This is a genomic window from Halorubrum sp. SP3, assembly GCF_005435195.1.
In the GTDB taxonomy this organism is placed as follows: domain Archaea; phylum Halobacteriota; class Halobacteria; order Halobacteriales; family Haloferacaceae; genus Halorubrum; species Halorubrum sodomense.
The window spans coordinates 32,045-56,234 of record NZ_SGTU01000015.1; the positions used below are offsets into that span (position 1 = coordinate 32,045).

The 24,190-nt window shown below is 71.2% G+C and carries 22 protein-coding genes; 5 read left to right on the forward strand and 17 right to left on the reverse strand.

Going from position 1 to position 24,190, the window contains the following annotated elements; genetic code table 11:
- Positions 1–48 precede the first annotated feature (48 nt).
- Both EXE42_RS11825 and EXE42_RS11830 read right to left on the reverse strand, forming a co-directional pair.
- The gene (locus EXE42_RS11825) at positions 49–978 is read right to left on the reverse strand and encodes an ABC transporter ATP-binding protein (RefSeq protein WP_092920646.1); all 930 of its coding nucleotides are present in this window, start codon (positions 976–978) and stop codon (positions 49–51) included.
- A gap of 146 nt (positions 979–1,124) precedes the next feature.
- Positions 1,125–3,947 carry a DNA-directed DNA polymerase gene (locus tag EXE42_RS11830; protein WP_137706577.1) on the reverse strand — a complete coding sequence of 941 codons (2,823 nt, stop codon included), beginning with the start codon at positions 3,945–3,947 and terminating at the stop codon, positions 1,125–1,127.
- A 102-nt stretch (positions 3,948–4,049) separates the two neighbouring features.
- On the opposite strand from EXE42_RS11830, the gene EXE42_RS19355 reads away from it, so the two are divergent.
- The 4 genes from EXE42_RS19355 to EXE42_RS11845 all read left to right on the forward strand — a co-directional run bounded on the left by EXE42_RS19355 (position 4,050) and on the right by EXE42_RS11845 (position 5,602).
- On the forward strand, positions 4,050–4,223 hold the full coding sequence (locus EXE42_RS19355) for a hypothetical protein (protein ID WP_167603334.1): 174 nt from the start codon (positions 4,050–4,052) through the stop codon (positions 4,221–4,223).
- Between the two features lie 96 nt (positions 4,224–4,319).
- Positions 4,320–4,769 (forward strand): hypothetical protein, encoded by a 450-nt coding sequence (locus tag EXE42_RS11835; protein WP_137706578.1) that lies wholly within the window; start codon positions 4,320–4,322, stop codon positions 4,767–4,769.
- Positions 4,770–4,795: 26 nt separating this feature from the next.
- Positions 4,796–5,236, forward strand: a complete 441-nt coding sequence (locus EXE42_RS11840; RefSeq protein ID WP_137706579.1) for a hypothetical protein — start codon at positions 4,796–4,798, stop codon at positions 5,234–5,236.
- 87 nt (positions 5,237–5,323) lie between these two features.
- Complete coding sequence (locus tag EXE42_RS11845) at positions 5,324–5,602, forward strand: hypothetical protein (protein ID WP_137706580.1); 279 nt, start codon at positions 5,324–5,326, stop codon at positions 5,600–5,602.
- 80 nt (positions 5,603–5,682) lie between these two features.
- Here the strand turns inward: EXE42_RS11845 and rad50 are convergent, their stop codons facing one another.
- From rad50 to EXE42_RS11865, 4 genes are all read right to left on the reverse strand, one after another.
- Positions 5,683–8,376, reverse strand: a complete 2,694-nt coding sequence (gene rad50, locus EXE42_RS11850; RefSeq protein ID WP_137706581.1) for a DNA double-strand break repair ATPase Rad50 — start codon at positions 8,374–8,376, stop codon at positions 5,683–5,685.
- The gene (gene mre11 / locus EXE42_RS11855) at positions 8,373–9,659 is read right to left on the reverse strand and encodes a DNA double-strand break repair protein Mre11 (RefSeq protein WP_137706582.1); all 1,287 of its coding nucleotides are present in this window, start codon (positions 9,657–9,659) and stop codon (positions 8,373–8,375) included. Before mre11 ends, rad50 begins: the two co-directional genes overlap by 4 nt.
- A complete protein-coding gene (locus EXE42_RS11860) occupies positions 9,656–10,030 on the reverse strand; it encodes a hypothetical protein (RefSeq protein WP_092920653.1) in 375 nt (124 codons plus the stop codon). Before EXE42_RS11860 ends, mre11 begins: the two co-directional genes overlap by 4 nt.
- 92 nt (positions 10,031–10,122) lie before the next feature.
- Positions 10,123–10,386 carry a helix-turn-helix domain-containing protein gene (locus EXE42_RS11865; RefSeq protein WP_049931722.1) on the reverse strand — a complete coding sequence of 88 codons (264 nt, stop codon included), beginning with the start codon at positions 10,384–10,386 and terminating at the stop codon, positions 10,123–10,125.
- Positions 10,387–10,580: 194 nt separating this feature from the next.
- On the opposite strand from EXE42_RS11865, the gene EXE42_RS11870 reads away from it, so the two are divergent.
- Positions 10,581–11,798 carry a proteasome-activating nucleotidase gene (locus tag EXE42_RS11870; RefSeq protein WP_092920654.1) on the forward strand — a complete coding sequence of 406 codons (1,218 nt, stop codon included), beginning with the start codon at positions 10,581–10,583 and terminating at the stop codon, positions 11,796–11,798.
- 70 nt (positions 11,799–11,868) lie between these two features.
- On the opposite strand, the gene EXE42_RS20625 is transcribed toward EXE42_RS11870, so the two are convergent.
- From EXE42_RS20625 to EXE42_RS11920, 11 genes are all read right to left on the reverse strand, one after another.
- Positions 11,869–12,000 (reverse strand): hypothetical protein, encoded by a 132-nt coding sequence (locus tag EXE42_RS20625; protein ID WP_255510255.1) that lies wholly within the window; start codon positions 11,998–12,000, stop codon positions 11,869–11,871.
- Positions 12,001–12,076: 76 nt separating this feature from the next.
- The gene (locus tag EXE42_RS11875; protein ID WP_092920655.1) at positions 12,077–13,252 is read right to left on the reverse strand and encodes a bifunctional oligoribonuclease/PAP phosphatase NrnA; all 1,176 of its coding nucleotides are present in this window, start codon (positions 13,250–13,252) and stop codon (positions 12,077–12,079) included.
- 123 nt (positions 13,253–13,375) lie between these two features.
- Positions 13,376–14,278, reverse strand: a complete 903-nt coding sequence (locus EXE42_RS11880) for an NAD-dependent epimerase/dehydratase family protein (protein WP_137706583.1) — start codon at positions 14,276–14,278, stop codon at positions 13,376–13,378.
- Positions 14,275–14,727, reverse strand: coding sequence for a DUF5791 family protein (locus EXE42_RS11885; protein WP_092920657.1), 453 nt, complete (start codon positions 14,725–14,727; stop codon positions 14,275–14,277). The genes EXE42_RS11880 and EXE42_RS11885 overlap by 4 nt, the downstream gene beginning before the upstream one ends.
- Positions 14,728–14,817: 90 nt before the next feature.
- Complete coding sequence (locus EXE42_RS11890; protein ID WP_137706584.1) at positions 14,818–18,057, reverse strand: hypothetical protein; 3,240 nt, start codon at positions 18,055–18,057, stop codon at positions 14,818–14,820.
- Positions 18,051–18,758, reverse strand: coding sequence for a hypothetical protein (locus EXE42_RS11895; RefSeq protein WP_241988375.1), 708 nt, complete (start codon positions 18,756–18,758; stop codon positions 18,051–18,053). The genes EXE42_RS11890 and EXE42_RS11895 overlap by 7 nt, the downstream gene beginning before the upstream one ends.
- Positions 18,755–19,219: a hypothetical protein gene (locus EXE42_RS11900; protein ID WP_092921313.1), complete on the reverse strand. Its 465-nt coding sequence runs from the start codon at positions 19,217–19,219 to the stop codon at positions 18,755–18,757. Before EXE42_RS11900 ends, EXE42_RS11895 begins: the two co-directional genes overlap by 4 nt.
- Before the next feature lie 8 nt (positions 19,220–19,227).
- On the reverse strand, positions 19,228–19,728 hold the full coding sequence (locus tag EXE42_RS11905) for a hypothetical protein (protein ID WP_137706586.1): 501 nt from the start codon (positions 19,726–19,728) through the stop codon (positions 19,228–19,230).
- 86 nt (positions 19,729–19,814) lie between these two features.
- The gene (locus EXE42_RS11910) at positions 19,815–21,629 is read right to left on the reverse strand and encodes a type II secretion system protein (RefSeq protein WP_137706587.1); all 1,815 of its coding nucleotides are present in this window, start codon (positions 21,627–21,629) and stop codon (positions 19,815–19,817) included.
- Complete coding sequence (locus tag EXE42_RS11915) at positions 21,626–23,650, reverse strand: ATPase, T2SS/T4P/T4SS family (RefSeq protein WP_137706588.1); 2,025 nt, start codon at positions 23,648–23,650, stop codon at positions 21,626–21,628. Before EXE42_RS11915 ends, EXE42_RS11910 begins: the two co-directional genes overlap by 4 nt.
- A gap of 72 nt (positions 23,651–23,722) precedes the next feature.
- Complete coding sequence (locus tag EXE42_RS11920) at positions 23,723–24,187, reverse strand: hypothetical protein (protein ID WP_092920663.1); 465 nt, start codon at positions 24,185–24,187, stop codon at positions 23,723–23,725.
- Between the last annotated feature and the right edge of the window lie 3 nt (positions 24,188–24,190).

The following is a 24,190-nucleotide window of genomic DNA, read 5'->3' on the forward strand; positions in this document are numbered from 1 at the left end:
TTTTGTTACCGCTTTCCGTGTTTACGTGTGTCGCGTGCCCGCATTCGGTTACGCCGCCTCGAAGGCGTCCTCGCGGACCCAGTCGTACCCCTCGTCCTCCAGCTTCTCGGCGAGCTCCGCACCGCCGCTCTTGACGACCTCGCCGTCGAGCATGACGTGGACGTGGTCGGGCTCGACGTAGTCGAGGATGCGCTGGTAGTGAGTGATCTGGAGGATGCCCGTGCCCTGCTCGTCGCGGAGCGCGTTGATCCCCTTCGAAACGTCCTTCAGGCGGTCGATGTCGAGCCCGGAGTCGATCTCGTCGAGCACGGCGACGCTGGGCTCCAACATCGCGGCCTGGAGGACCTCGTTCTGCTTCTTCTCGCCCCCGGAGAAGCCGGCGTTGAGGTAGCGCTGCATGAATTTCTCGTCCATGTCGAGCAGCTCCATCTTCTCCGAGAGGATCTCCTGGAACTCGGCGACGCCGATCTCGCCGTCGTCCGCGGGCCCCTCCATCGGAGAGGTCTCGTACCCCTCGTCGTCCTCGTCGTCGGCCTCGGCCTCCTCTTCAGCCTCCTCCTCGTCCTCGAACAGCTCCTCGCGCTCGTCCGCCTTCGCGTTGAGCGCCTGCCGGAGGAAGTTCGTCATGGTGACGCCTTCGATCTCCGCGGGGTACTGGAAGCCGAGGAAGATGCCGAGCGCGGCGCGCTCGTTCGGCTCCAGCTCGAGCAGCTCCCAGTGATAGTCCTCGTCGTCCAGATCGGCGTCGACGTCGGCGACGTCCTCCTCGCTGAGGTGGAGCAGGATCTCGCCGTCGGTGACCTCGTAGGCGGGATGGCCGGCGATAACCTTCGCGAGCGTCGACTTCCCCGAGCCGTTGGGGCCCATCAGCGCGTGGATATCCCCGGACTCGACGGTCAGATCGACCCCCAGAAGGATTCGTTCGCCGCCCTCTTCCGCCACTCGTGCGTGAAGATCGTTGATTTCGAGAGTAGCCATGTGTATTCTCGTGCCTCGTACCTCGATAGTGGGTGTTGAGGGGGTTAATGGTTACGCATTTCCCCGTCAAAAATCGCAGATCGATCAAGAAATTTTCTTTCGATCGAAAACTGCTTTCGACGCGGCGCCTTTCGCCTCGCCGTCGGTCACATGAACGAGCCGAGCCCGGTCTGCTCCTGCCCGGTCTTGACCTCCTCCCACGACATCCCGAGCGCCTCGATGACGCGCTCTATCGGGCCTTTGAGGGTCTTGTCCAGCATCTTCTCCCAGTCGACCTCGAACTCGTCGGGCACCTGGTCGGCGTACTCGAAGCAGATCACGTCCGGGTCGCGCTTGAACTCCCCGTACAGGCGGTCCCGCTGCGGGTCGAGCCCCTCCTCGTCTTCCATCCGCGCCCAGAAGTCGGGGTGGACCTTCTCGATGTACACCCGCTTCGGCTTCGACCCGCTGCCGAAGTTGGTGCCGAGCATCAGGTTCGCGTACTTCGCCCCGCGCACCTGTGCGGTCGGCGTCTCGTAGGCGTCGAGCTTCTTCCCGATCCCGCCGGGGATCCCGATCTCGTCGAGGTCCATGTCGCCGTCGAGGACCCGCGCGATGACGTCCACGAGGTACCCTTTCACCTCCTCCATGTCCTCGTCGATGTCGTCGCCCGTGACGATCGTCTCGATGACGTTCTGCTGGACCTCCTTCGTGATGCCGGCGATGTCCGAGCGCTTGTACTCGAAGCCGGTGATGTCGATGTCGTCGACGTCTTTCCCCTCCTTCCAGACGATGTGGCCCGCGTACCGCTTCTTTTTGCCCGCCTGGAAGAACCGCCGGTAGAGCTTCTCGAACTCGATCTGGAAGCGGTGCTCGTCGGCGTTGAGCTCGTCGCGCGCAAAGTCGTCGTACCGCTCGTTGATGTGGTCCGCTATCTCGAAGGAGGTCTCGATCGCCTCCTCCTTTGACATGTCAGAAAGAGATAACATAACCGAATCGGTATCACCATAAGCAACCTGATAATTAAGCTCTTCTGCGGCCTCCTCGGTAAAGTCGATGACCTCTCGACCGGTCGCCGTGACGGCTGCTGCGCCCTCTTTGTCGTATAAGCGGAACCGATCCCACCCCGTAACGCCGTACAGAGAGTTCATAATAACCTTGACAGCTCCCTGCTGGCGGTCGTACTGCTCGTACGGCTCGGTGCCGGGCTCGTGGTCGTTCCGGAGCGCCTTCTTCTCCTCGCGCTCGGAGAGGAGCTCGTCGACCATCTCGCGCATGATGCCGTCCGGCTCCTTTCGGAAGTGGGTCCCGTTGGGCGCGACGTACGTCTCGCCGTCGTGCTCCGCGGGGTCGACCTTCGTCTCCGGCCCGGCGTTGATCGTCACCATACACATCGGGTAGAGGCTCTTCAGGTCCTGGACCGTCACCATCTCCTTCACGCCGGTGATGGGGTCGAAGACGGCGCCGCCCTCGAACTCCTCCGACTCCTGTTGGCCCTTCGTGGGGAGCGCGAACTTCCCGAACGCCTTGTGGAGGACGTACATGTCGACGGTGTCGCCGGGCGTCGGAGCGTCCTCGATCTTACAGCCGACGAAGGTGCGCACCTCGTCCCAGAAGGCGATCACGTCCTGCTTCCGGTCGATCTCGACGCACAGCTCCACGTCGCGGATGCTGTACTCTAGGAGGCGCTCGGGGTCCTGCTCCCAGAGGTCACCGATGTCGCCGGTGTAGCGCTCCTTGCCGACGCCGAGCTCGCGCTCGCCGACCGCGTCGAGCCGGTACGACTCCAGCTCCGTGAACATCGTGCGCTTGTAGGCGTACAGCAGGTCGAAGACGACCCGGCCCTTCACGTCCGGGCCGCCCCAGCCCGAGCGCCACACCTCGCCGATCCGGGAGAGCCGGTCGACGTCGAGGTCGTATTCGCTCTCCTCGTCGAGCACCTCCAGCCGGTCGAGCACGTACGGCGCGTCGAAGTCCTCGAAGTTCCACCCCGTCAGGAGGTCGGGGTCCGTCTCGTCGATGTACTCGACGAACGCGTCGAGCATGGCGGCCTCCTCCTCGAAGGTGCGGACCCGGAAGTCGAGTTCCTCGCCGTCGCCGACGATCCCCTCGTAGTCGGGGAGGTCCTCGGGCGGCGGGATCTCGGCCTCGGGCGCGTCGTACAGCCAGACGACGTACTCGTCGTCGTAGGAGTCGTGGCTGGTGAGACAGATGATCGGCTCCTCGCCGTCCTCGGGGAAGCCGCGCCGGTCGTCGACCTCGATGTCGAAGGTGTTCACGCGCATCTCGGCGTCGACATCCGCGGGTTCGAGGTGCCCCTCGTGGACCTGGATCGTCCCCTCGCCGTCGTCGAGGCGCCGCTCCTCGACGCGGATCCCGCCGTTGAGGCCGTTGTCGATCAGAAAGCGGTTCGGGAAGAGGATGTCCGCCTCGAAGCTGGTCTCGAAGTCGTCGCGGATGTTCCCCACGTCGCGGGGCGTGCGCGTGACGATCCGGGTGAGCGGCTCGCCGCGGATGCTCTCGTACGGCTCGCCGTCCGGGTTCTCCTCGCGCGTCCCGATCACCACGTCGTACTCCTCGACGGGGTCGCGGTCGAGGTCGGCCGTGGGGACGTAAAAGTACGGCTCGACGCCCAGCACGCGGAGGTGTTCGACGACGTCGCGGTCGGCGTCGCCGTCGACGTGTTCGGCGTCGCCGTCGACGTTCTCGGCCGGTCGCCGGCCGAACACGTGGACGACCGGGTACTCGTCGCTGCCGTACCCCTCGACGGCGTAGTCGATCTGGGTGATCATCAGCTCGACGGTCCCGGTCGACTCCGGGAACTTCGCCTCGTCGACGTCGACCACGTCGCTGACGCGTCCCCGTCCGCTTCCGGCGACGACGGCCGCCTCCTGGGCGGCGAGGTCCTCTCGCTCGGTTTCCGTGCCGCCGTCGGCCCCGTCGCCCGCGTCCCCGCTCGACGAGAAGTCCGACAGCCCCGACTGAGTCATACCCGTGCTTCGGCGTCACCCGGCTAAAAAACTCGGCTTTCGGGTGCGGCGAGCTATCCCGCCACGGAAAGGCATTTAATGTGTGATGACTTACCACGGTTCATGTCTTCGGACCCACGTTCCGAATCCCAGGCGGCTCGCCCGGCCGATTCCGACGCGGTCGACGCCGAGGTGGAGGTGTACCAAGACGACGGGAACGTGGTGCTGTTCGACGCCACGAACCCGCTCGCGTGGGTCGAAGCGAGCCGAACGGTACGGCTCGCCGACGCGCTCTGACGGGGCTCCCGGCCCCAGCGCCGCGGTCGGCCGGCGCGGCTCGCCGCCTCGTTCGGCCCCGGAACCCCTTTGCCCCGGCGCGGCGTACGCCGGGGCGTGTTCAGCCTCGACGAGGACGACGAGGGCGAAATCTCCGTCGGCGAGAGTTCCGACGCCGAGCGGGAGATGACGCCCGACGTCCCGAAGGCGCCCTCGGTGAAGACGTTCGACGACGGGGGCGACTTCGAGGGCGCGAGCGACGTGGACCAGCGCACCCTCCGGGCGTTCGTCGTCGCCGTCATCTACGCCAACGCCGCCGTCCTCCTCGTCGCGCTCGGGCCGATGGTGTGGTACTTCGAGGGCTGGTCGCGGGTCGGGCCGGCCCTCTTCGTCGTCGGCCTGTTCGCCGGCGTCCGGACCTACCAGACGTACCGGTCGTGGAAGCGGTCGCGAGACGAGAAGCGCGACGCGGATCCGGAGCCAGACGCGAATCTTCGGAACGACGCGGCTCCGGAGAGCGACGCGGACCCGGACGCCGCCCCCGAGGCGGCGCCCCCGGAAACGTAATGTCCGACGAGCGCCCCCTTCCGACCATGCAGACGGTCCGCGACGGCGACGGCGAGACGTACCTCCTCGTGAAGCGCTCTGCCGAGTCCAGCCGCGTGCGGGACCCGGCTACCGGCGCGGAGCGGTACGTCGACAACGAGGAGCTCAGCGTCGTCGACGGCGAGTCGCCGCTCGCGACCGCCGCCTCCGGCGTGCCGGAACCGGTCCGCCGGACGCTCGGCGCGGTCCGCGACGACCGGTCGCTCGGTCTGCTCGCCGTGGTCGTCGACGAGGGACCGATCGCCGCGATCGACCTCCTCGACGCCGCCGACATGTGCGAGTCGGACCTCCACGGCGCGCTCTCAGAGTTCCGCGCGGCCGGACTGGTCGCGGAGGCCGAGGTCGCGGGGCGGCGCGGCTACGAGGCGACCCCGGTCGCGGCCGAGGCGATGGCGCTGTTGCGCGGCGAGGCGAACGGAGACGGGTGACCGCGCGGCCGACGACGACCGACCCCGCCGGCGTCGGCGTTCGACGCCGACAGAAAGCACTTGCCGGTCGTCCGAAAACCCTCGTCTATGGCGCTCCGACGGGACAGGCGCCTCGCCGCCGCCCTCCTCGCGGTCTGTTGCGGTCTCCTCGCCCCGCTCGCCTCGGAACGACTCCTGGCTCACCGTCTCGGACTGGCCGGTCCGCCGGTCATGTTCGGGTTCCTCGCGCTCGCCGGGGTCGCCGCAGTTGCAGCTTTCCGATACTCCGCGGCGGATTCGTGGCGGTACCTACTCGTATACGCCGGGCTTAGCGTCGCCGGTGCCCTCGGTACGTTCGTCTATCTGTTCGAGCAGACGGGGGCGTGAGTGCCGCTCGCCGCCGGGCGGGGCGACCGGAAGCCGTCGATCGACGCGCCCGGGGGACGCCCCCTCAGGCGATACCGCAGTCAGTCGTCCGCGAGCGACGCGACGTCGAGCTCCGCCGCGTCCTCCCGGCGGACGGTCGAGCGGTTCGAGCGCGGGTCCTTCTCGACGGTGACCAGCTCGTCGGCCGCACCGACCAGCTCGTCGTCGTGGCTCACGATGACGATCTGGGCCACGCCGAAGCCGCGCATCTCCTCGACCAGCCGCACGAGCCGCGAGACGTGGCCGGAATCGAGGAAGACGGTCGGCTCGTCGAGGATGAGCGGCGGGGTCGGCGCCGCGCCTTCGATCCCCTCGGAGAGCAGCCGGTAGATCGCACAGCGCAGCGAGAGGTTGAACAGGGCGCGCTCGCCGCCGGAGAGCTGCTCGGGGTCGAGCGGCTCGCCGTCCTTCTGGTAGACGGTGAGGACGTACTCGCCGTCGAGCTCGATGTGCGAGTAGGCGTCGTTGCCGTAGACGAGCTCGAACGTCTCGTTGAGCGTGCGCTCCAACTCGGCCACGTTGCGCTGGCGAAGCTCCGCGCGCAGGTCGCCGTACATCGACTCCAGCTCGCTCGTCTCCTCGTGGAGCCCCTCCAGCGCTGCCACCCGGTCGCCGAGCGCCTCACGTTCCTCGCGGAGCGCCTCCAGCTCACGGAGCTCGCCTTTCACCCCGCCGATCGCGTTCTGGATCTCCTCCCGCCGCTCGTCGAGGCGGTCGAGCTCCTCGGCGACCTGCTCGAGGTACTGCTCGGCCTCTTCCTTCCGCTCCCTCGCCGTCTCGACGGCCGCCTCGTCGACGGCGTCGGCCAGCTCGTCGCGGCGCTCGCGCTTGTCGGCGAGCCGGTCGCGCCGCTCGTCGTTCACCTCCTCGAGGTTCTCCCGCTTCTCGCGGCGGCGCTCGATCTCGTCTTCCGCGTCCGCGACCGCCGACAGGCGCTCCTCGACCGCCGTCACCGCCTCGCGGGCGTCGCCGATCTCCGACAGCGACGCCTCGAGCTCCTCGACGCGGGCCGCGGCCGCCGCTGCCTCCTCGCGCTTCTGCTCCGCGACCTCGCGGGTCTCGTCCGCCTCTTCGCGGAGCTCGGCGTCGCGCTCGCGCTTTGCCTCAGCCGCCTCTCGTTTCCGTTCCGCCTCGTCGCGCTTCTCCGCGACCCGCTCCTCGAGGGTCTCGACCCGGTCGTCGATCTCGTCGAGCCGGTCCGCGGCGCTCGCGAGCCCGTCCAGCTCCGCGATCCGCTCGTCGAGGTCGCCCTCGCGCTCGCGGGCGTCCTCCAGCTCCGCTTCGAGCTCAGCGACGCGCTCGCGGTCCGCCTCGATCCCGCTGGCGTGCGGCGAGTCCTCGACCGGCTGGCCGCACTCGGGACACTTCCCGGCCGCGAGCAGCTCCTCGGCCTCCTCGACGCGCCCGCGGGCGTTCTTCAGCTCGGCCGACAGCTCGGCGATCCGCTCGCGCACCTCGCCGCGCCGCTCCCGGAGCCGATCTAACTCGTCGGCGACCCCGTCGCGGTCGACGTCGGCGTCGGCCGCCGCGAACCGCTCGCGGATCTCTTCGGCCTCCTCGCGGAGCTCCTCGATCGAGGACTCGCGCTCGTCGGCCGCCTCGGCCGCCGCCTCGGCCTCGTCGGCGAGGTCGTCGGCCTCGGCCTCGACCTCGGCGGCGCGCTCGGCGCGGTCGTCCGCCTTCCCGGCGAGGTTCGTCGCCTGGTTTCGGAGCCCCTCGGCCGTCACCCGCTCGTCGTCGAGCTCGTCGCGGACCGCCGCCTCCCGGTCGTCGAGCTCCGCGCGGCGCTCGGCGATCGCCGCCTCGCTCGCCGCGTCGAGCCCGGCGTCGTCGAGCCGGTCGTCGATCGCGGCCTCGATCTCCTCGATCCGCTCGCGGGCCTCGCGGATCGCGTCGCGGTGGTCGTCGCGCTCCCGCTCGGCCTCCCGGATCGCGGCCTCGATCTCCTCGACCTCGCTCTCGACCGACTCCAGTTTCTCGCGCTTCTCGGCGTGGGTCTCGAGCGTCTCGGCGGCCGCGTCGCGCGTCTCCTTCGCCTGCTCGCGCTGGGTCTCGTACCGGCCGATCTCGTCGGTGACCTCACCGAGCTCGCTCTCCAGTTCGTTGAGCCGCCCGTGGAGGTCCCGGTCCTCCTTCGCGGCGATCTGCTCGTCGAGCTGGTCGAGCCGGCCGCGCCGGTTCTCCAGCACGTCCTCGACGCCGAGCCGGGCGTCGCCGGCGCGCTCGCGGTACTCCTCCAGTTTTCCCAACTGGAGCAGGTCGTCGATCGTGTCCTGTCGCTCCCGCGGGGTGGCGTTGATCAGCTTGTTCACCTCGCCCTGCCGGACGTACGCGCAGTTGACGAACGCCTCGGCGTCCATCCGCAGCAGCTCGGTGACGAACTCGCGGACCGCTCGGGCCCCGTCGCGTGTCACGTCGCTCCCGTCGGTCGCTTCGAGCGTACACCGGTGGTCGATCCGGCCGTCGTACGACTTGAGTCGCCGCTCGACCCGGTAGGAGACGCCGTCGTGGGTGAACCACAGCTCGACCTCCGTCTCCTCCTCGCCGTTCGTGATGACGTCTTCGAGGGTGCCGTCGAGCGCCTTCGACCCGTACAGCGCGAAGAAGCACGCTTCTAAGAGCGACGACTTCCCGCTGCCGTTGAGCCCGTGGATCACCGTGACCCCCTCCGTGAGCCGGAGGTCGGCGTCGCCGTACGGCTTGAAGTTCGCGAGGCGGACGCGGTCGAACTTCACAGGTAGTCCTCCATGGAGACCTGGCCGTCGGTCGACGCCGGATCGGAGTCCGTCGCCTCCGCGGGGTCGGACTCAGCGTCCGACTCGTCGGCGTTCGACTGGTCGTCGCCGCCGTCGTTCTCCTCGGAGTCGCCGGGACCCGAATCGACCGGCTCGAACGCGTCGAGGTCCGCCTCCTCGTCGAGCCGCTCCTCGACCCTGCGTTTCACCGTCTCGCGGACGTTGGCGTCGGGGACCGTGTCCTCGCGGACCGCGCGCTCCACGTCGCGCGCGGCCGTCGAGAGCGCCATCTCGTCGAGCCGGTCGCGGACCGCGTCCTCCGGGTCGGCGAAGCTCACGTCCACCTCGCCGTCGGCGTCGGTCTCGCGCCGGTCCGTGACGCGCGCGATGAGCGCGCCCTCGTCGGTGGCGAACTCCTCGACGGCCGCCGGCGTCACCGGGTCGCCCTCGCCGGTGATTTCGACGTGGACGACCGCCTCCGCGAGGTCGTACTCGCGAACGCGCTCGCGGACTCGGGACTCGCCTTCCCCCTCGCGCAGTTCGACCGAGACGAAGACGAACGGGCGCGTGTCGAGCGCGCGGCGCCGGATCTCGACGCGGTCGTCGCCCCCGGCCGCGTCGGCGTCGAAGACGACGAGGTTGTAGCCGCGGCCCTCGCGCTCGCTCGCGCTCGCGCGCTCGGTCGAGCCCGGGTACGTGACCCACGTGTCGGCGACCTCGGCGGTGTCGGGCGTGTGGTTGTCGCCGAGGAGCATGGCGTCGAAGTTGATGTCGCTCTCGGTCAGGACGGTCTCGGTGTCCCAGTCGGCGTAGCCGAACGGCTCGAAGAGCCCGTGCGCGACGAGCGCCGCGTACTCTGCGTCGTGGTCGGCGAACGCGTAGTCGAGGTCGTCGCGCCGCGAGACGGGGACGTGGTCGAGCCCGTAGAAGGCGGCCTCGCCCACGACGACCGGCTCGTCGCCGAGCCGGGTCGCGAGCCCGAGTCGCTCGAAGAGATCGAGCCACTGTCCGCCTCGGGTCGACTCGTGGTTGCCGACGACCGCGAGGAAGGGGATTCCGGCGTCGTCGAGCCGGCGGAGGACGGAGATGGTCCCCATCAGGTCCCGCAGTTCGGGCCGGCGGTCGTGGAAGAGGTCGCCCGCGTGGACGACGGCGTCGACGCCGTCGTCGACCGCGTCGTCGACCACGGCCTCGAACGCGTCGAGGAAGTCCTGGCGCCTGACCGGCGAGTGGTACTGCGAGTACCCGATGTGGGTGTCGCCGGTGTGGATCACCCGTGTCATCTGGTCGGGTCTTGGCCGGTGTCCGGCTTAGGGATTCCGGGGCCGGAGCGGAAGTGGTCGCGGTCGTCGTCGCGGTCGACGCGGTCGCCGCGTTCCTCTCCGCCACCCGCCGCGGCGCGGCGAAACTCCCGATACGCGGCGAGCGCGTCGCGCCCGCGCTCGGCGGCGGCCTCGTCGTCCGCGCGGTCCGCCGCGTCGACCGCGTCCGCCAGCCGGTCGAGGCCGACGGCGTCGACGAATCCGGCCGCCCGACGCAGGTCGGTTCGCGCGGCGTCCGCCTCGTCGATCACGGCGACGTACGGGCGCCTCGCGGTGTCGGTGCGAGTCGCGAGCGCGGCCAGCGCGCGCTTGACGGCGGTAGTCGAGACCACGGGCTGACTGGCGCGGCATCGGTGATAAACCGTCGCGGGCGGTCCTCCCCGCGGGGACGGTCGGCCGCCCGAGACGATCGGACGAGCCGCGCTCAGATACCGAGCGAGTACAGCCGCTTCCGCGCGTCTGTGAAGGAGAACCGAGAGTCGACGACGTCCTCCTCCTCGAGACGCGACAGCGCGTAGCGGACGGTCCGTGGCGGGAGCAGCGTCTCCTCGGCCAGTTCGCTCTGCGTGAGCGTGTCGTTGTAGTCCAGTACCTTCGCGACCAGCTTCGCGCTCGGGGGGAGGTCGCGAACGGCCGCCCAGCGGTCCGCGGTCCCGTCGTCGGCGGTGACGGCATCGGTCGTGCTCATGCGTGTCCCGATCGTCGGGATGCTGTATGATAATATTTACTATCCATTCTAATTACTACTACGTATCTCACGGCGGCGACACCGCGGATCGACTGCGGTGCGGTCCGCCGCCCTCCGCCGTCGACGCCGACGAAACGGGCGGTGTCGTGCCCCCACCCGAAGCCTCTTATCCGCGAGACGCTTTAATAAACACAATGAGCGATACGGTCGACGACGTCGATATGCCCTACGACGAGGGCGCGGCGTCGAAACAAGAGAAGATCGACTCCTTACAGGAGCGACTCGACGTGTTGGAGTCCCAAAACGAGGAGATGCGCGACAAACTCCTCGACGCCAACGCCGAGAACAACAAGTACCAACAGAAGTTAGAGCGGCTCACCCACGAGAACAAGAAGCTGAAGCAGTCCCCGCTGTTCGTGGCGACGGTACAGGAGATCACGCCCGACGGCGCCGTGATCAAACAGCACGGGAACAACCAGGAGGCGCTCACCGAGATCACCGACGAGATGCGGGAGAAGCTCGACCCCGACGACCGCGTCGCGGTCAACAACTCGCTGTCGGTGGTCAAAAAGCTCGAAAAAGAGACGGACGTTCGCGCCCGCGTCATGCAGGTCGAACACTCCCCGGACGTCACCTACGCCGACATCGGCGGGCTCGAAGACCAGATGCAGGAGGTCCGCGAGACCGTCGAGATGCCCCTCGAACACCCCGACATGTTCGAGGACGTGGGGATCACGCCCCCGAGCGGCGTCCTGCTGTACGGCCCGCCGGGTACCGGGAAGACGATGCTCGCGAAGGCCGTCGCGAACGAGACGGACGCGACGTTCATCAAGATGGCCGGCTCCGAGCTGGTGCACAAGTTCATCGGCGAGGGCGCGAAGCTGGTCCGGGACCTGTTCGAGGTCGCCCGCGAGAACCAGCCCGCCGTCCTCTTCATCGACGAGATCGACGCCATCGCCTCGAAGCGCACGGACTCGAAGACCTCGGGCGACGCCGAGGTCCAGCGGACGATGATGCAGCTGCTCTCCGAGATGGACGGCTTCGACGAGCGCGGCGACGTGCGCATCATCGCCGCGACCAACCGCTTCGACATGCTCGACCCCGCCATCCTCCGTCCCGGTCGCTTCGACCGCCTCATCGAAGTGCCGAAACCGGAGACCGAGGGCCGCGAGATCATCTTCCAGATCCACACCCGCAACATGAATCTCGCCGACGGCGTCGACTTCGCGGAACTGGCCGAGATGACCCCCGAGGCCTCCGGAGCCGACATCAAGGCGATCTGTACCGAGGCCGGAATGTTCGCCATCCGCGACGACCGCACGGAGGTCACGCTCGACGACTTCCTCGAGGCCCACGAGAAGCTCAGTCAGGACGACGAGACGAGCGCCGACGACTCGCTGGCGTTCGCCTGATCCCGCCGCGCCGCTGTCCGATTCGGTCGCTCCCTCTCGTTCACCCGTTCCGCGACCGCGACGCTTCCCCTCACAGCGCCGCGACCGCCAGATACGGCACGACGAAAAACAGCAGAAACACCAGCCCCACCGCGAGCGCGTAGCCGACTCCCACGCCGACGAGCGCCCGCCATCCGTCGTCGACCGCGTCAGCGACGTTCATGCCGAACGCATCGCGGCCCGAGACTTAAATCCGCACGCTCGGCTGTCGCGGGAGTCGCGTGACTCCGGCGGCTCGGTCAGACGTCGCCGGCCATCGCCCGGAACAGGCCGTCGGCGAGCGCGTCGCGGTCAACGGTCTCCGACTCCGTCTCCCCGGTGGGGTCGATCTCCGGCTCGATCGTTCCGCCGCCCATCCGCGAGTGGCCACCGCCGTTGGCGTTGTCAATGTCGTCTAACACCGCCGCTATCGCGTTACCCATGTGGACCCGGTCGTCGCGCGACCGCCCCGAGAGGTGGACGGTCCCCTCGCGCTCGCCGATCACCACGACCGCGCTGACTCCCTCCAGTTGGATCAGTTCGTCGGCGGCCTGCGGGATCGCGTCGACGTTGTTCACGCCGCCGACGTCTGCGACTCCGAACGACCCCTCGATGCGCCGTCCCGCGATGGCCCGCGCTTTCACCTCCAACACCTCCGCGTCGACCGCGGGATTCGCGATGCGGTCGAGGCGGTCCTGGTCGACGCCGGGGTAGAGGTAAGCGGCCGCCGCGAAGTCGGGTTCGCTGGCGCCGACGGTGAGGTGTTTCGTGTCGGCCAAGATCCCATACAACAGGCCCGTCGCGGTGTCGGTCGACAGCGTCAGACTGCTCCCCGTTTCGCTCGCGTGTTTGTCCGGCGGGACGGGGACCGCGTCGTTGTCCCGGAAGTACTCCGCGACGACCGAGGCGCTCGCCCCGTAGTCGGTCCGCACGTCGGTGAACGCCTCCCCGGCGCCGTCGCCCGGGTGGTGGTCGACGACGGCCATCGGCAACACGCCGTCGGCGCCGGCGAACCCCCGCGGCTCGTTGTGATCGACCAAGACGACCGATTCGGCCGCGAGGTCGCTCACGTGTTTTATCGGCTCCAGTTCGAGGTCGAGAACGGTCCGGAACGCGCGGTTCTCCTGATGGCGGATCTGTCCGGGGTACTGGACGGTCGCATCGACGTCGACCTGGTCTGCGAGGGAGGCCACGCCGACCGCGGCCGACATCGCGTCGGGGTCCGGGTTCGGGTGCATCAGCACCGTTATCTCCTCTTCGTCGGCCAGTAGTCGGCGGAATTTGACTCCCGGCGTCCGCCGAGCGCGGAGGACCACGACGACGACCGCGACGGTGATCAGGACGACGAGCGCCACGCCGACGGCGACTTCCGGGTTCTGCCGAACCATGGCTTCCGCCTGCGAGAATCGGTCGCCGGCCGCGCTCATCGCTCGCATGCGTTGTGGCCAGTCGCTCCCGACACATGAAGGTTCGTTACCGTTCCGATGGACTGAGACCGACGAAAACGCCCGTTATCAGGCGACTGCGAACCTGATCGCCTGCCGTCCGGCCGAGACGCGCTACGCGGTCCGCGCCCGGTACGCGCGCACGGCGTCGCGGTATCCCGAGCGGAACGTCGGGTGGACGAACTCGTAGCCGAGTTCGCGGAGCAGTTCGTTCGAACACCGCTTACTCGTCCGGATTCGACGCTCCGCGGCCGCCGAGAGATCCCCCGCCGCGATCCGTTCGTCCTTCGACAGCTTCTCCGGACGCGGGACGCCGCAGGCGTCCGCGAGCCAGTCCGCGAACGCGTGTTTCTCGACCGGTTCGTCGTCGACGACGAGGACGACGCGGTCGCGAGCGCGGTCCGCCTCCAACAGGTGTCGGATCGATCCCGCGGCGTCGTCGCGGTGGACCATGTTCAGGTAGCCGGCCGTCACCGGCCCCTCCACGTACCGGTCCAGCCGATACCTATCGGGACCGTACAGCCCCGCGAACCGGACGACCGTCCCGTCGATCCCCACGTCGGTCGCGCGTTCCGTCGCGATCCGTTCGGCCTCGGCGAGGACGCGAGTCTTCTCCGTGGTCGGCTCGACCGGCGTCTCCTCGTCGACCCACCCTCCGTCGTGGTCGCCGTACACGCCGGTCGAGGAGGTGTACACCAACCGGTCCGGCCGGGACGACCGCGAGCCGTACTCGTCGACGACGTTCGCCAGTCCGTCGACGTACACCTCCCGCGCCGCGTCGGCGCCGCGACCGCCCGAACTGGCCGCGAAGACGACGGCGTCCGCGTCCGGTAGGGCATCCAGCGACGCCGGGTCAGTCGCGTCCGCGCGGACGGCCTCCACCTCGGGCCCGACGGCCGCGACCGCGTCGAGCCCCGAGTCGGACCGACGGACGCCGGTCACCGCGTGGCCGCGGGCGTCGAGCTGTTCCGCCAGCGCTATGCCGACGTAGCCGCAGCCGACGACGACGACCCTCATCGCTTCCGGCGCTCGACGACTGCGAGTATCTCCGCGAGCTGCCCGAGCGTCATCGCGGTCCGCCCCTCCAGCGCCTGCTGGACCTCCTGGCCGGTGAGATCCGCGTCGATCTTCGCGGCGATCGCGTCCACGTCGAGCACCGCGGTCGCCATCCCCATCAGCAGGTGGTCGCGGACCTCAGCCACTATCGCGTCCGCGTCGCGGTCCGGATCCGCCGCCGCGAGGACGGCCGCGGCGTCGGTGAGCGTGACGTCTCCGATGTCGCCGTCGCGGACGGCGGTCGCGTCCGCCTCGGTCAGCCCGACCTCGCCGGCGAGCCGGTCGGTGTCGATCTCCGACGCCGCCTCCGTCATCACCGCCCCGAAGGCGTCGAGCAGGTCCGCCGCCGTCGTCTCGTCGGCGTCGACGTCGGGTCCGTGTCCGCCGTCGTCGACGACCTCGTGGAACATACGCTCACTCCGTCGCCGCGTCTCAAAACGCCTGCGGTCGGACGCGTCCACTCCGGTTCGCGTCTCTCCACTCCCCGGTTTCTCCGGCCCTCACCCCTCCGTACACTCGTCCGCCGCCTCCGGCGACGCGGTCAGCGGTCCCGGACACGGCCAGCCGGCTGAGGTCTCCTCGCGCGTCCCGTCGACGTCGCCGACCCCCGGCGGCCCCGCCGGGACGGCGACGACGATCACCGTTCTCGTCTCGAACGAGATCGGTTCCGTGGCACCCAGCGCGATCGACTCGCCGCTCACGTCGATGCGGACTTCGCCGGCGGTTCGGACGTACTCGAACGGGCGCCCGGGCGTCCCGACGTCCGCACGGAGCGTAAACCGCGGGTACTCCCCGCGCACCCGGACGTTCCACGCGTTGACGGTCGCCACCCAGTACCCGGGAACGGGAGCGACCGGAAGGCCGGCGCCGACGCTCCGAACGGGCTTCGGAACCCGTTTGTCCGGAATGGACGCGACCGCTTTCTTGCCCCGCCTCTCGATCGCAGACTTGAGCTCGTGCCGTCGGATCGCGCGGGACGCGGCCGTCGTCGCGTCGACGAAGCGGGCCGGAACGCGGACCGCGTCTCTCCCGGCCGCCGTCCGCGTCTCGACGCGGAGATGCGCCGCGAGCCCGATCCGCTCGGCCCTCGACAGCGTCCCGATTCGCGCCGCCTCGCGGGCGACTCGGTCCGGGTATTCCCCCTCGCCGACCGCGACGGCTCTGTCTCCGAGCGAGTCGTATTCGGCCCCGACGTTCTCCAACACCGCCCGCCGCTGCTCGCGAGAGAGATCGGTCCGGTCCGCGAGCCGTTCCGCCAGCGCTTCGTCGATGCGTCGCAGCGAGGCGTCGACCCGTCCGGCGAGCGCGCGCCGGTCGGCGCGCAGATCCTCGTCGCCTGTCGCCGCGAGCGCCTCCTCCGCCGCGAGGAGCGACCGCCCGGCGACCCCGATCCGCACGGTGTCGTCGGTGCCGAGGATCCGGTCCGCGATCCCGCCGGCGACGTCGCTGTACGGGAGCGTGGCGTAGTTCACGTTCCTGGTCGCGAGCGGTCGCGTCGTCGTGCCGTCGACGCCCTCGATGCGCTCGCCGTCGACCGCGGTCCGCGGCAGGTATCCCGGCGATCCTTCCGGGGCGAACGTGACGGCGCCGCCCGGGCCCCCGTCACCGACGGCGTAGGTCCCCGGGTCGCGGGCGGCCTCGCGGCTGGCGATCACTTCGCCGACGGGCGGCCCGCCGAAGGCCTCCTTCACCCGATCGAGGACGCCGTTCGTCGCCGCTTTCCGCCTTTCTGCGGCCGATTCCAGTTCCTCGATAACGGCGTCGAGGTACGCGACGCGGGCGGCGACCCGTCCGCGGTCGACCGCGCCGTCGTACCGCCCGGGCGCGTCCCGGAGGGCGTCGCGGCGGTTGCGGACGGTCGCGGCGAGGTCCCTGTACGGGGTCGACTCGCCGGCCGCCGCGTCGGCCATCGACGCCTCCGTCTCGAGGCTGCGGACGCGGTCCGACAGCGCCGAGACGTCGCTCGCGACCCGGTCCAGATCCGCCTCCGATCGGGCGCCGTACACGACCGTCGACCGCGTCTCGCCGCCGCCGTCGACGGCGACCCGCGCCAACTGATCGACGTCGGCGTCCGTCTCGAGGTTCAGTTCCGCCCTCGCGGCCGCCGGCGTATCGGCGAGATCCGGTCCGTCGACGTCGTTACCACCGGCACCGAACGTCGCCGTCGGTCTGTCGGGCGCGCCGTCGCGCGGCGCGTACGTTCCAGTCACCGAAACCCGGACGCGGTATCGATCCGACGCCTCGTCGCGCGTCACGGTGCGGTCGACGCTGACGTTTCGGACCGTCCCGTTCGGCCCCCGCTCGACGACCCGCCGTTCCCACGTCGCGGTCGCAGCGCGCTCCACGACGACCTCCCGGAGCGCGCCGCCGAACGACACCGTCTCGCCGGGCGAAACCGTCTCGCCGTCGGTTCCCGTCCGGAGGTCGGTTCCGTCGACGACCCGGATTTCCTCCCGCCGCGACGTGTCCACTCGACGCCACGGTTCGGTACGCGACGACCGCGGGCGATCCGGCGTCACCGGGCCGCCGTCGGCGATCCGCGTCGTCTCCGCTTCCACGGTCGCCTCGACGCGGTGGCTCCCCCGAACGATCTCCTCGAGGTCGTCGTGAACTCGGGTCGCCGCGCGGTCGGCCGCGTGGCCGACCTCGACCGACGCCGTCTCGCCCGTCGGATCCGCGGAGGGACTGAACGCCGCGTCTTCGCTCGCCGTCGCGTCTCCGGTCGACGACGGGCCTTCGCCCGCCCCCGTCCCTTCCGCGCCGCTCCCTCTCGTCGGCGTCGGCGCTCCGAGGACGGCGTCGGTCCACGCGGTCTTGTGGGGCCCCATCGGCGACAGCAGATCGCTCACGCCCGTCCGAGCGGTCGCACGGGCGACGCCGCCGCGCGCGTCGGGGTCGCTGGCGCCGAACACGTCCCGCTGGACCCGCACGATCCCGGCGTTGGTCGAAAGCTCCACGTGACGGTTCGCGACGACGTTCTCGACGGGCGCACCGGCGTACTGGGCGTAGCCGCGGGCCCACGCCATCGCGTAGAGACTGGCGGTGATCTGCCGACCGAGGCCGGCTCCCTCGACGGGCCCCCGGTTGAGGCGCGTCTCGAACCGCTCGGTCCGCTCGTGGGCGGCCAGCGTCGGCACGGCGACGGTGACGGTCCGCGATCGCGTCCGGTTCACGACGGTTCGGCCGTCCCGGGTCGCGGTCGTCTCGACGCCCTCGAAGGTGACCCGCGTCGCCGTCCCGTTCGCGGCCGATTCGACGCGGACTCGCTCGCGCGCGGCGACGAGGTCGCGGGCCGACTCGACCGCCGGCAGCGACGCGTCCGCATTGACGCTCCCGGTGTCGCTCTCGACCGCCCCCAACGCCTCCGCCCCGGCGATCGCGAGCCGGATCCGGAACGCGTCCTCGAAGGCGGATCCCTCGCGGACAGCGCGCGACACCGGTCCCGATCCGTTCGGCGCGTTCGTCACGGGCTCCGCGGCCGCGTCGTAGGCGGCCTCGCTGGCCGCGCTCCGGAGCGCGGCGGTCGCGTCGGCGTCGACGCGCTCGACGGCGCGTTCGACCCGTCGGTCCTCCCCGACGAGCCCCTGCTCGGCGAGTCCCGCGGCGTACGCCGAACTCGTCACGAGCAGCAGTACGCCGACGAGCGCGAAGGGGACTCGAGCCCGCTCGTCGACGACGAACGACCGCGCGCTCCGCCCTTCGTTCGACCGATCGCGGCGCAGGTTCCCCACGCTTACCACCTCCGAACGACGATTCGGACGACGCCCTCCGGCGATCGATCCCCTCCGTCCCCGTCGCTGATCCCGCCGGGGATCGGCTGCCTGATGACCACGGCGGCGACGTCCGCGTTCCGCGGCGGCTCGGGACCGACGGCGATCGGATCCCGAGTCGCGGTCGCGGTACCGCTCTCGTCGCCCCCGCCGACCGTCCGCGTCGGCTCCCTCCCGACGGCGATCGAGAACGGATGTGCCGGCTTCTCGATCCACCCGAGGCGGGCCCCGTCGCGCCCTCTGGGCGGGGACCGCTCGTCCGGACTCCGCGCCGTCGGAGCGGCCGCAGTCTCTCGATTTCCGCCGTTCACCGCGGCGTCGACGGCACCGGTGCCGTCTGCCTCCCCGTCGACTTCCACCGTCGCGTCGACCCGCGTTCGCGGACCGAGTCCGGCACGGATGGATTCGGTGGCTCGCCGTTCGAACGCCCCGTCCGCGTCCCGCTCGGCGAGCAGCGCGAGCAGCTCCGCGCGGGTCGCGTGGACCCGTCGCGTTCCGTTCGGCGCGGTACCGTCGCGGTACGTCACGGTCGCGGTCTCGGTGACGAGCCGATCCGCGGCGTCCGTCGCCGTCGGACCGTCCGGGCCGCCGGCGTCGCTCGCGCCGAGCGCGACGACGCTCGCGGAGACGCAGAGCAGCAGCACGCTCACGTCGAGGACGGTGCTGGTCACCGCCACACCACCGCCCGAAGGGTTCCGCGAACGTTCCGGCCGGGCGCCACCCGAACCGTCACCCGCCGCTCGGCGACCGCGACGGCGTCCGGCGACCGCGCTCCGGGCGGTCCCGGGGCGTCCGGACCCGACGCGGCCAGCCACCGCTCGCCGTTCGCCTCCAGCTCGATCGCCGTCGCGGTTCCCGGCGCTTCGACTCTCCGCAGCCGCCTCGGATCGACGACGCCGCCGACGGTGACCGCTCGTTCGGCGCGGTCGAGGGCCGCCTCCGCGGCCCGTCCGGATCGGTCGGGTGCGGCGTCGTCGAGCGCGCCGGCGTACAGGCCGAGCGCGAGGCCGACGACCGTCACCGCGACGAGCGCGGCGATCGGTTCGACGGCGGCGCGGTCGGACGCCGAGAGCGACGCGATCGGTCCCTCGCTCGTCGCAGTCGCGTTCGGTCTCGCGGGATCTCGTGACATCCGCGCGATCACCCGACGAGCGTGACGCGGACGTCTCCGTAGTGTACCCGTCGGACCGTGATCCGCTCCGGAGCGGCCGTCCAGCGAGCTTCGATCGATCGCGCGCGCTCGGCCGCCGCCGCGAACGACGCCGGATCGTCGAACGCTGCGTCGGGGGGAACGCCGTCGAGGACGCGTCGAAGCCGCGCGTCAGTCGTCGCGTTCGATTCCCCCCGGGCCTCCGGTCGTATCACCGGCGTAATCCGCGGTGCGTCGAACGCCGCCCGTGCGGTCCCCGTCCCGCCCGTGAGCGAGACCGATCCGGTCGTGAGTCGGATCCGCTCCGCCGCGATTCCGTGTTCGGCGGTCGCGGGGTACTCCCCGTCAGCGACCGAGTCGATCGTGTGCGCGACGCCGTCGGCGTCTGGCGGCGGCGAGGCCGGAAACGCCGCGGCCACGCCGGCCGTCGCGACGCTCACCACGGCTAAGCCGAGCCACGCGTACGTCGCGTCGAGGTTCGTCTCGAACATGGGGCGGCTGGCCGCGGCTTCGTATATAAACGATCGGCGCCGGGGAGCCGGTTCCGCCCGTCGTCGCACTCGCCGCCGTCGGCCCCTCACAACAGGAGCCCGGCGCCGGCGAACGCGACGAGGAACGTCGCGGTGGCCGTCGGCAGCGCGATGCCGATCCGGTAGGCCACCAGCGTCCGGTCGAATCCGCGTTCCAGCCCGGTCGCCAACCCGGTGAGGAGCGCGGCGAGCAGCAGCACGTACGCCCCCACGATCCGCCCGAGCACCGGTACCGACAGGGCTCCCGAAGCACCGGTCGCACCGTTTCCCCCCGCCGCCGCCGTCCCGCTTTTCGCCCCCGCGCCTCCGCCGAGCGCGTCCGCCCCTGCGGCCGCCCCAGCCCCGAGCCCGCCGACGTCGACCGTCTCGATCCCCGTCGCGAGCGCGACGGTCGCTCCGCCCACGAGCGGCGCGAACACGGCCGCGGTGTTCGAGAGCGTTCCCGTTACCGTCGCGAGCTGGCGTCGCGCGTCGCGTTCGAGGTCGCGCAGGGCCTCCAGCTGATCCGCGAGCTCCAACAGGACGTCGCCCGCCGGGCGGCCCTCCCGCGCGGCGACGGCGAGGAGCGCGATCGCGCCGCGGAGCCTGGGCGACGGAACGTCGGCCGCCGGCCCGCCCCCTCCGAGAAACGCCTCGCGGACGCCCACTCGGAGCGTGTCGCTGCGCCGCCCGGCGCGCTCGAACACCTCGCCGGTCGCGCCGTCGAGCCGATCGCCGGCGTTCGCGACCGCGGTCTCGACCGCGACGCCCTCGGCCACGTCCCCGCCGATCACGGTCATCGCGTCCGGGAGCCCTCGCTCGACCTCGCGGACGTCCGACAGCACGGCCTGCCGGGGTCTCACGAGGACGAACAGCGCCGTTCCGATACCGACGCCGACTCCCGCGACCGGCCACGCCCACGGCGCGACGGCTCGCGCGGCCACGACGGCCGCCGCCGCCCCGAGGACGCAGCCGACGAGGAGCGCGCGGCCACTTCGATCCGGTACGTCGGGATGATCTCCGCTGATGCGCGGCGGCGGAAACGCGACCGGTCGACGCGAGAGCAACCACGCCGAGGCGGCGACCAGCCCTCCGGGAAGCACGACGAGATACAGCCCGGCGACGAGCCCGGGACCGATCGCGACGCCGGCGGCGGCGCCCGCGGGGAGCAGCGCGATGAGCGCCAGCGGCAGTAGCACTCCGAACGCGTACAGCGCGGAGACCGGTCCCCGAACCGCCCCGACGAACGACGCGAGTCGGTCCGTCGTTCCGGAGAGCGTCGCGTCGAGCGCGCGGTCCAGACACCGCCCGCGACGCTCCGGCGGCGCGGTCGCCGCCGTTCGGACGAGCGCCGCGGCGCGATCGATCGCGGGGAACCAGGGGCGCCACTCCCGGGCGAACGCCTGAATCCCGCTCGTCGGCCCGTCGGCGCTCCCGCGCTCGTGTCGGGAAAGCGCCGCCGCCAGCGGTCCGTCCCCGGTCCGGGCGGCGAACCGCACGGCGCGCTCGGTCGAGGGGTCGAGTCGCATCCGTAACACGAGTCGACCGACGAGCCCCGGCGCCGCGCCGAGCGCCCGCGTCCGCCGAAGCGACGCGAGCCACACCGGCGCCCGGTGGATCGCGTGTACGCCGCCGACTGCCGCGGCCAACCCCGCCGGCACGGCCGCAACCGCACCGGCGACGAGGGCCGTGACGACGGTGACCGCGGCGCCGACGGCGACGCCGATCCGGTACCCGGCGGCGACGACGCGCCCCGCGGTGCTCTCCCATCCGAGGAACGCGACCGCACGCCGCAGTTCCTCCGAGGCGGTCGATTCGTCCGCCGTAGCCGACCCGCCCGCCGTAGCCGACCCGTCCGCGTCTGCCGATCGCGTCTCGCTCATCGCTCGTCACCCCCGCGTTTCGGCGTTTCCCCGCCGTGTGAACCGCCTGATCGGTCGTCGGTCTCGTCGGTTCCACCGCCGACCCCGTCGCCTCCGGCGTACCGCCTCGGCGCGGTCCGTCCCGCTCGAACCGCCTCGCGAATCCGGTCACTCCGGCTGTCGACGACGTCTCGAACCGCCGCGTACGACTCGTTTGGGGCGCCGAGCCCCTCGATTAACCGACTCTCGCCGCGGTCGATTCGCCCCGTCCCCACGAGCCCTCGATCGGTCCGCTCGAACAGCGGGTCGAAGCTCACGCCGCCGTCGTGGTCGTCTACCTCGACGATCGACTCGACGCGGTGGGAATCGAGAACCGCGATCAGGTCGGTCGCGGCGAACGACGAGCGCGCGACTCCGAGATCGGTGACGACGCGCTCTTCGACCGCCGCCGGGTCCTCGCCGTGGATCGTCCCCAGCACCGTCTCGCCGGCGGCGCCGACGCGCATCGCCTCGTACAGCGCCTGTGCCTCCTCGCCGCGCACCTCGCCGACGGTGATCGCGCCGCCGCCCATGCGGAGCGCCGTCCGGACGGCGTCCGCCGGCGCGAGTTCGGCCCCGTCCCCGACGCGGAGCCGCTGGGTGTCCCGCCCGGCGTCCGCGAGGGCGTCCACCGGGAGTTCCGGCGTGTCTTCGATGGCGACCGTTCTGGTCCTGGCGGGCAGTTCCCACAACAGCGACCCGAGCGCCGTCGTCTTCCCGGCCGCTCGCCCGCCGGCTATCAGCCCCGTCACGCCCCGTTCGACCGCGACCGACAACAGCCCGGCGGCCGCGGGCGTGAGCGTGTCCGCGGACACCAGCCGGGCGAGCGTCCACGCCTCCGGGTCGCCGCGTCGGAAGGTGAACGAGAGCCCGTCGCTGGCGGGCGCCGTGGTCGCGGCGACCCGAACGCGACCGGTCTCCGACTCGATCGTCGCGTCGAGCGTCGGCGTCGCCCGCGAGAACGCCCGGCCGCTCGACCGTCGAAGCCGCGACGCGAGCGTGGCGGCCCCCTCCGGAGGGAGTCGCACGTTCGTCCGGCACCGCTCGCCGTCGAGGACCACGCGCAGGGGGTTCTCCGCGACCGGCGCCGTCACCGTCGCGTCGCTCACCCTCTCGTCGGCGAACACGTGTTCGAACACCCCGTAGCCGTGGGTGTGTCGCCGCAGTATCTCGGTCAGGTCCGCGACCGGATCGCCGCCGTCAGCGGCCGCTCGGACCGCCCGTCCGGGCGCCCTGTCGCCGCCGCCGGGATCGTCGAGCAGCCGCTTCCGCGCGGCGGCGAGCGTCGCCGCGGCGTCGGCGTTCAGGTCGGTCGTCGGCGGCGTGAGGTGGTACGTTCGGAGCGAGTCGTCGCCCGCGTAGAGCCGGACCGTCGCGCCGGTCGGCACCGTCCAGCGGTCGACCAGCGTCGCGCCCGGAGGCGGCGCGGCAGCGACGCGCGCGGTCGCGGCCGTCGGCCCGACGTGCGCCCGCAAGATCCCCTCCAGGTCGCGGTCGCCGTCGGCCTCGATCCCGCCTCCGCTCAGTTCTTCGACGGCCGACAGCAGCCCGGTTTCACGCGCGATCCGCTTCGCGGAGCCCGCGCGTCCGCTCGCCTCCCTCGCCGCGCCGAGCGGCTCGCGGACGACTCGGTCGGCGAGCCGCTCTTCGTGGAACTCGACCCGCTCGGCGAACCGGCCCGCGGCGACCAGGAAATCGGCCGCGCCGTCGGCGTAGGACCGCTCCCGTCCGCGGTGCCGAGTCCTGATCACGTCGGCGCCGCGGTCGGTGAGCGCCGCGATAACGGTCGCGAGGCAGTCTCGGCTCGCTGCGAGGTCGCCCCGCCCGGGACAGTCGTCGGCGTCGACGTCGAGCACCACCCGGTCCTCGACGCCCGTTCCCACGGGCTCGCGGAACGTCGGATCGCACCGACATTCGCCGGGGTCATCGTCGATCCACGGGAGCGCCCGGAGCGGCGTCCCGCCGACTCCGTCGGCGACGCCCGCGCTGAGATCCAAATTCATGGCGGGCGTGCCCGCGGTATCGTATATAAACGATCGGCTCGTCGAACCGGAGCGGCCCTCGGTCGCTCCGATTCACCCGACCCGACTGATCCGGATCGTCGGTCCCCCGTCGTCGACGTACTGGACCCGAATGCGGCTCGCCCCGCCCGGGCGGAGTTCGATCGGTCCGCCGACGAGTTCGACCGCCGTCCGCGCGGGTCCCGTTCCGATCCGAAACTCGCGCTCGGGCCGGTCGCCGACCCGGTACGCGAGCGCGGCGCTCCCCGGTCGGTCGGGCGATTCCACGAGCGCGACGCGGTCGACGTCCGCCGCGGCGAACCCGGTCGGAACGCGGACGAGGACGGTCGTCTGCGCCGCCATCGCGGGGTCGCCCACGGGCGTCGATCCGGAGACGACGCCCCCGATCGCCCGCTCCAACCGGTCCGCCTCGGCACCGATCCGGTCGGTCGTCGTCGTCGTCCGAGCCGTCTCGATCGCGGGCATCGACGCCGCGAGCAGCGCGACCGCCACGAGGACGGTGAGCACCACGCGGATCACGGC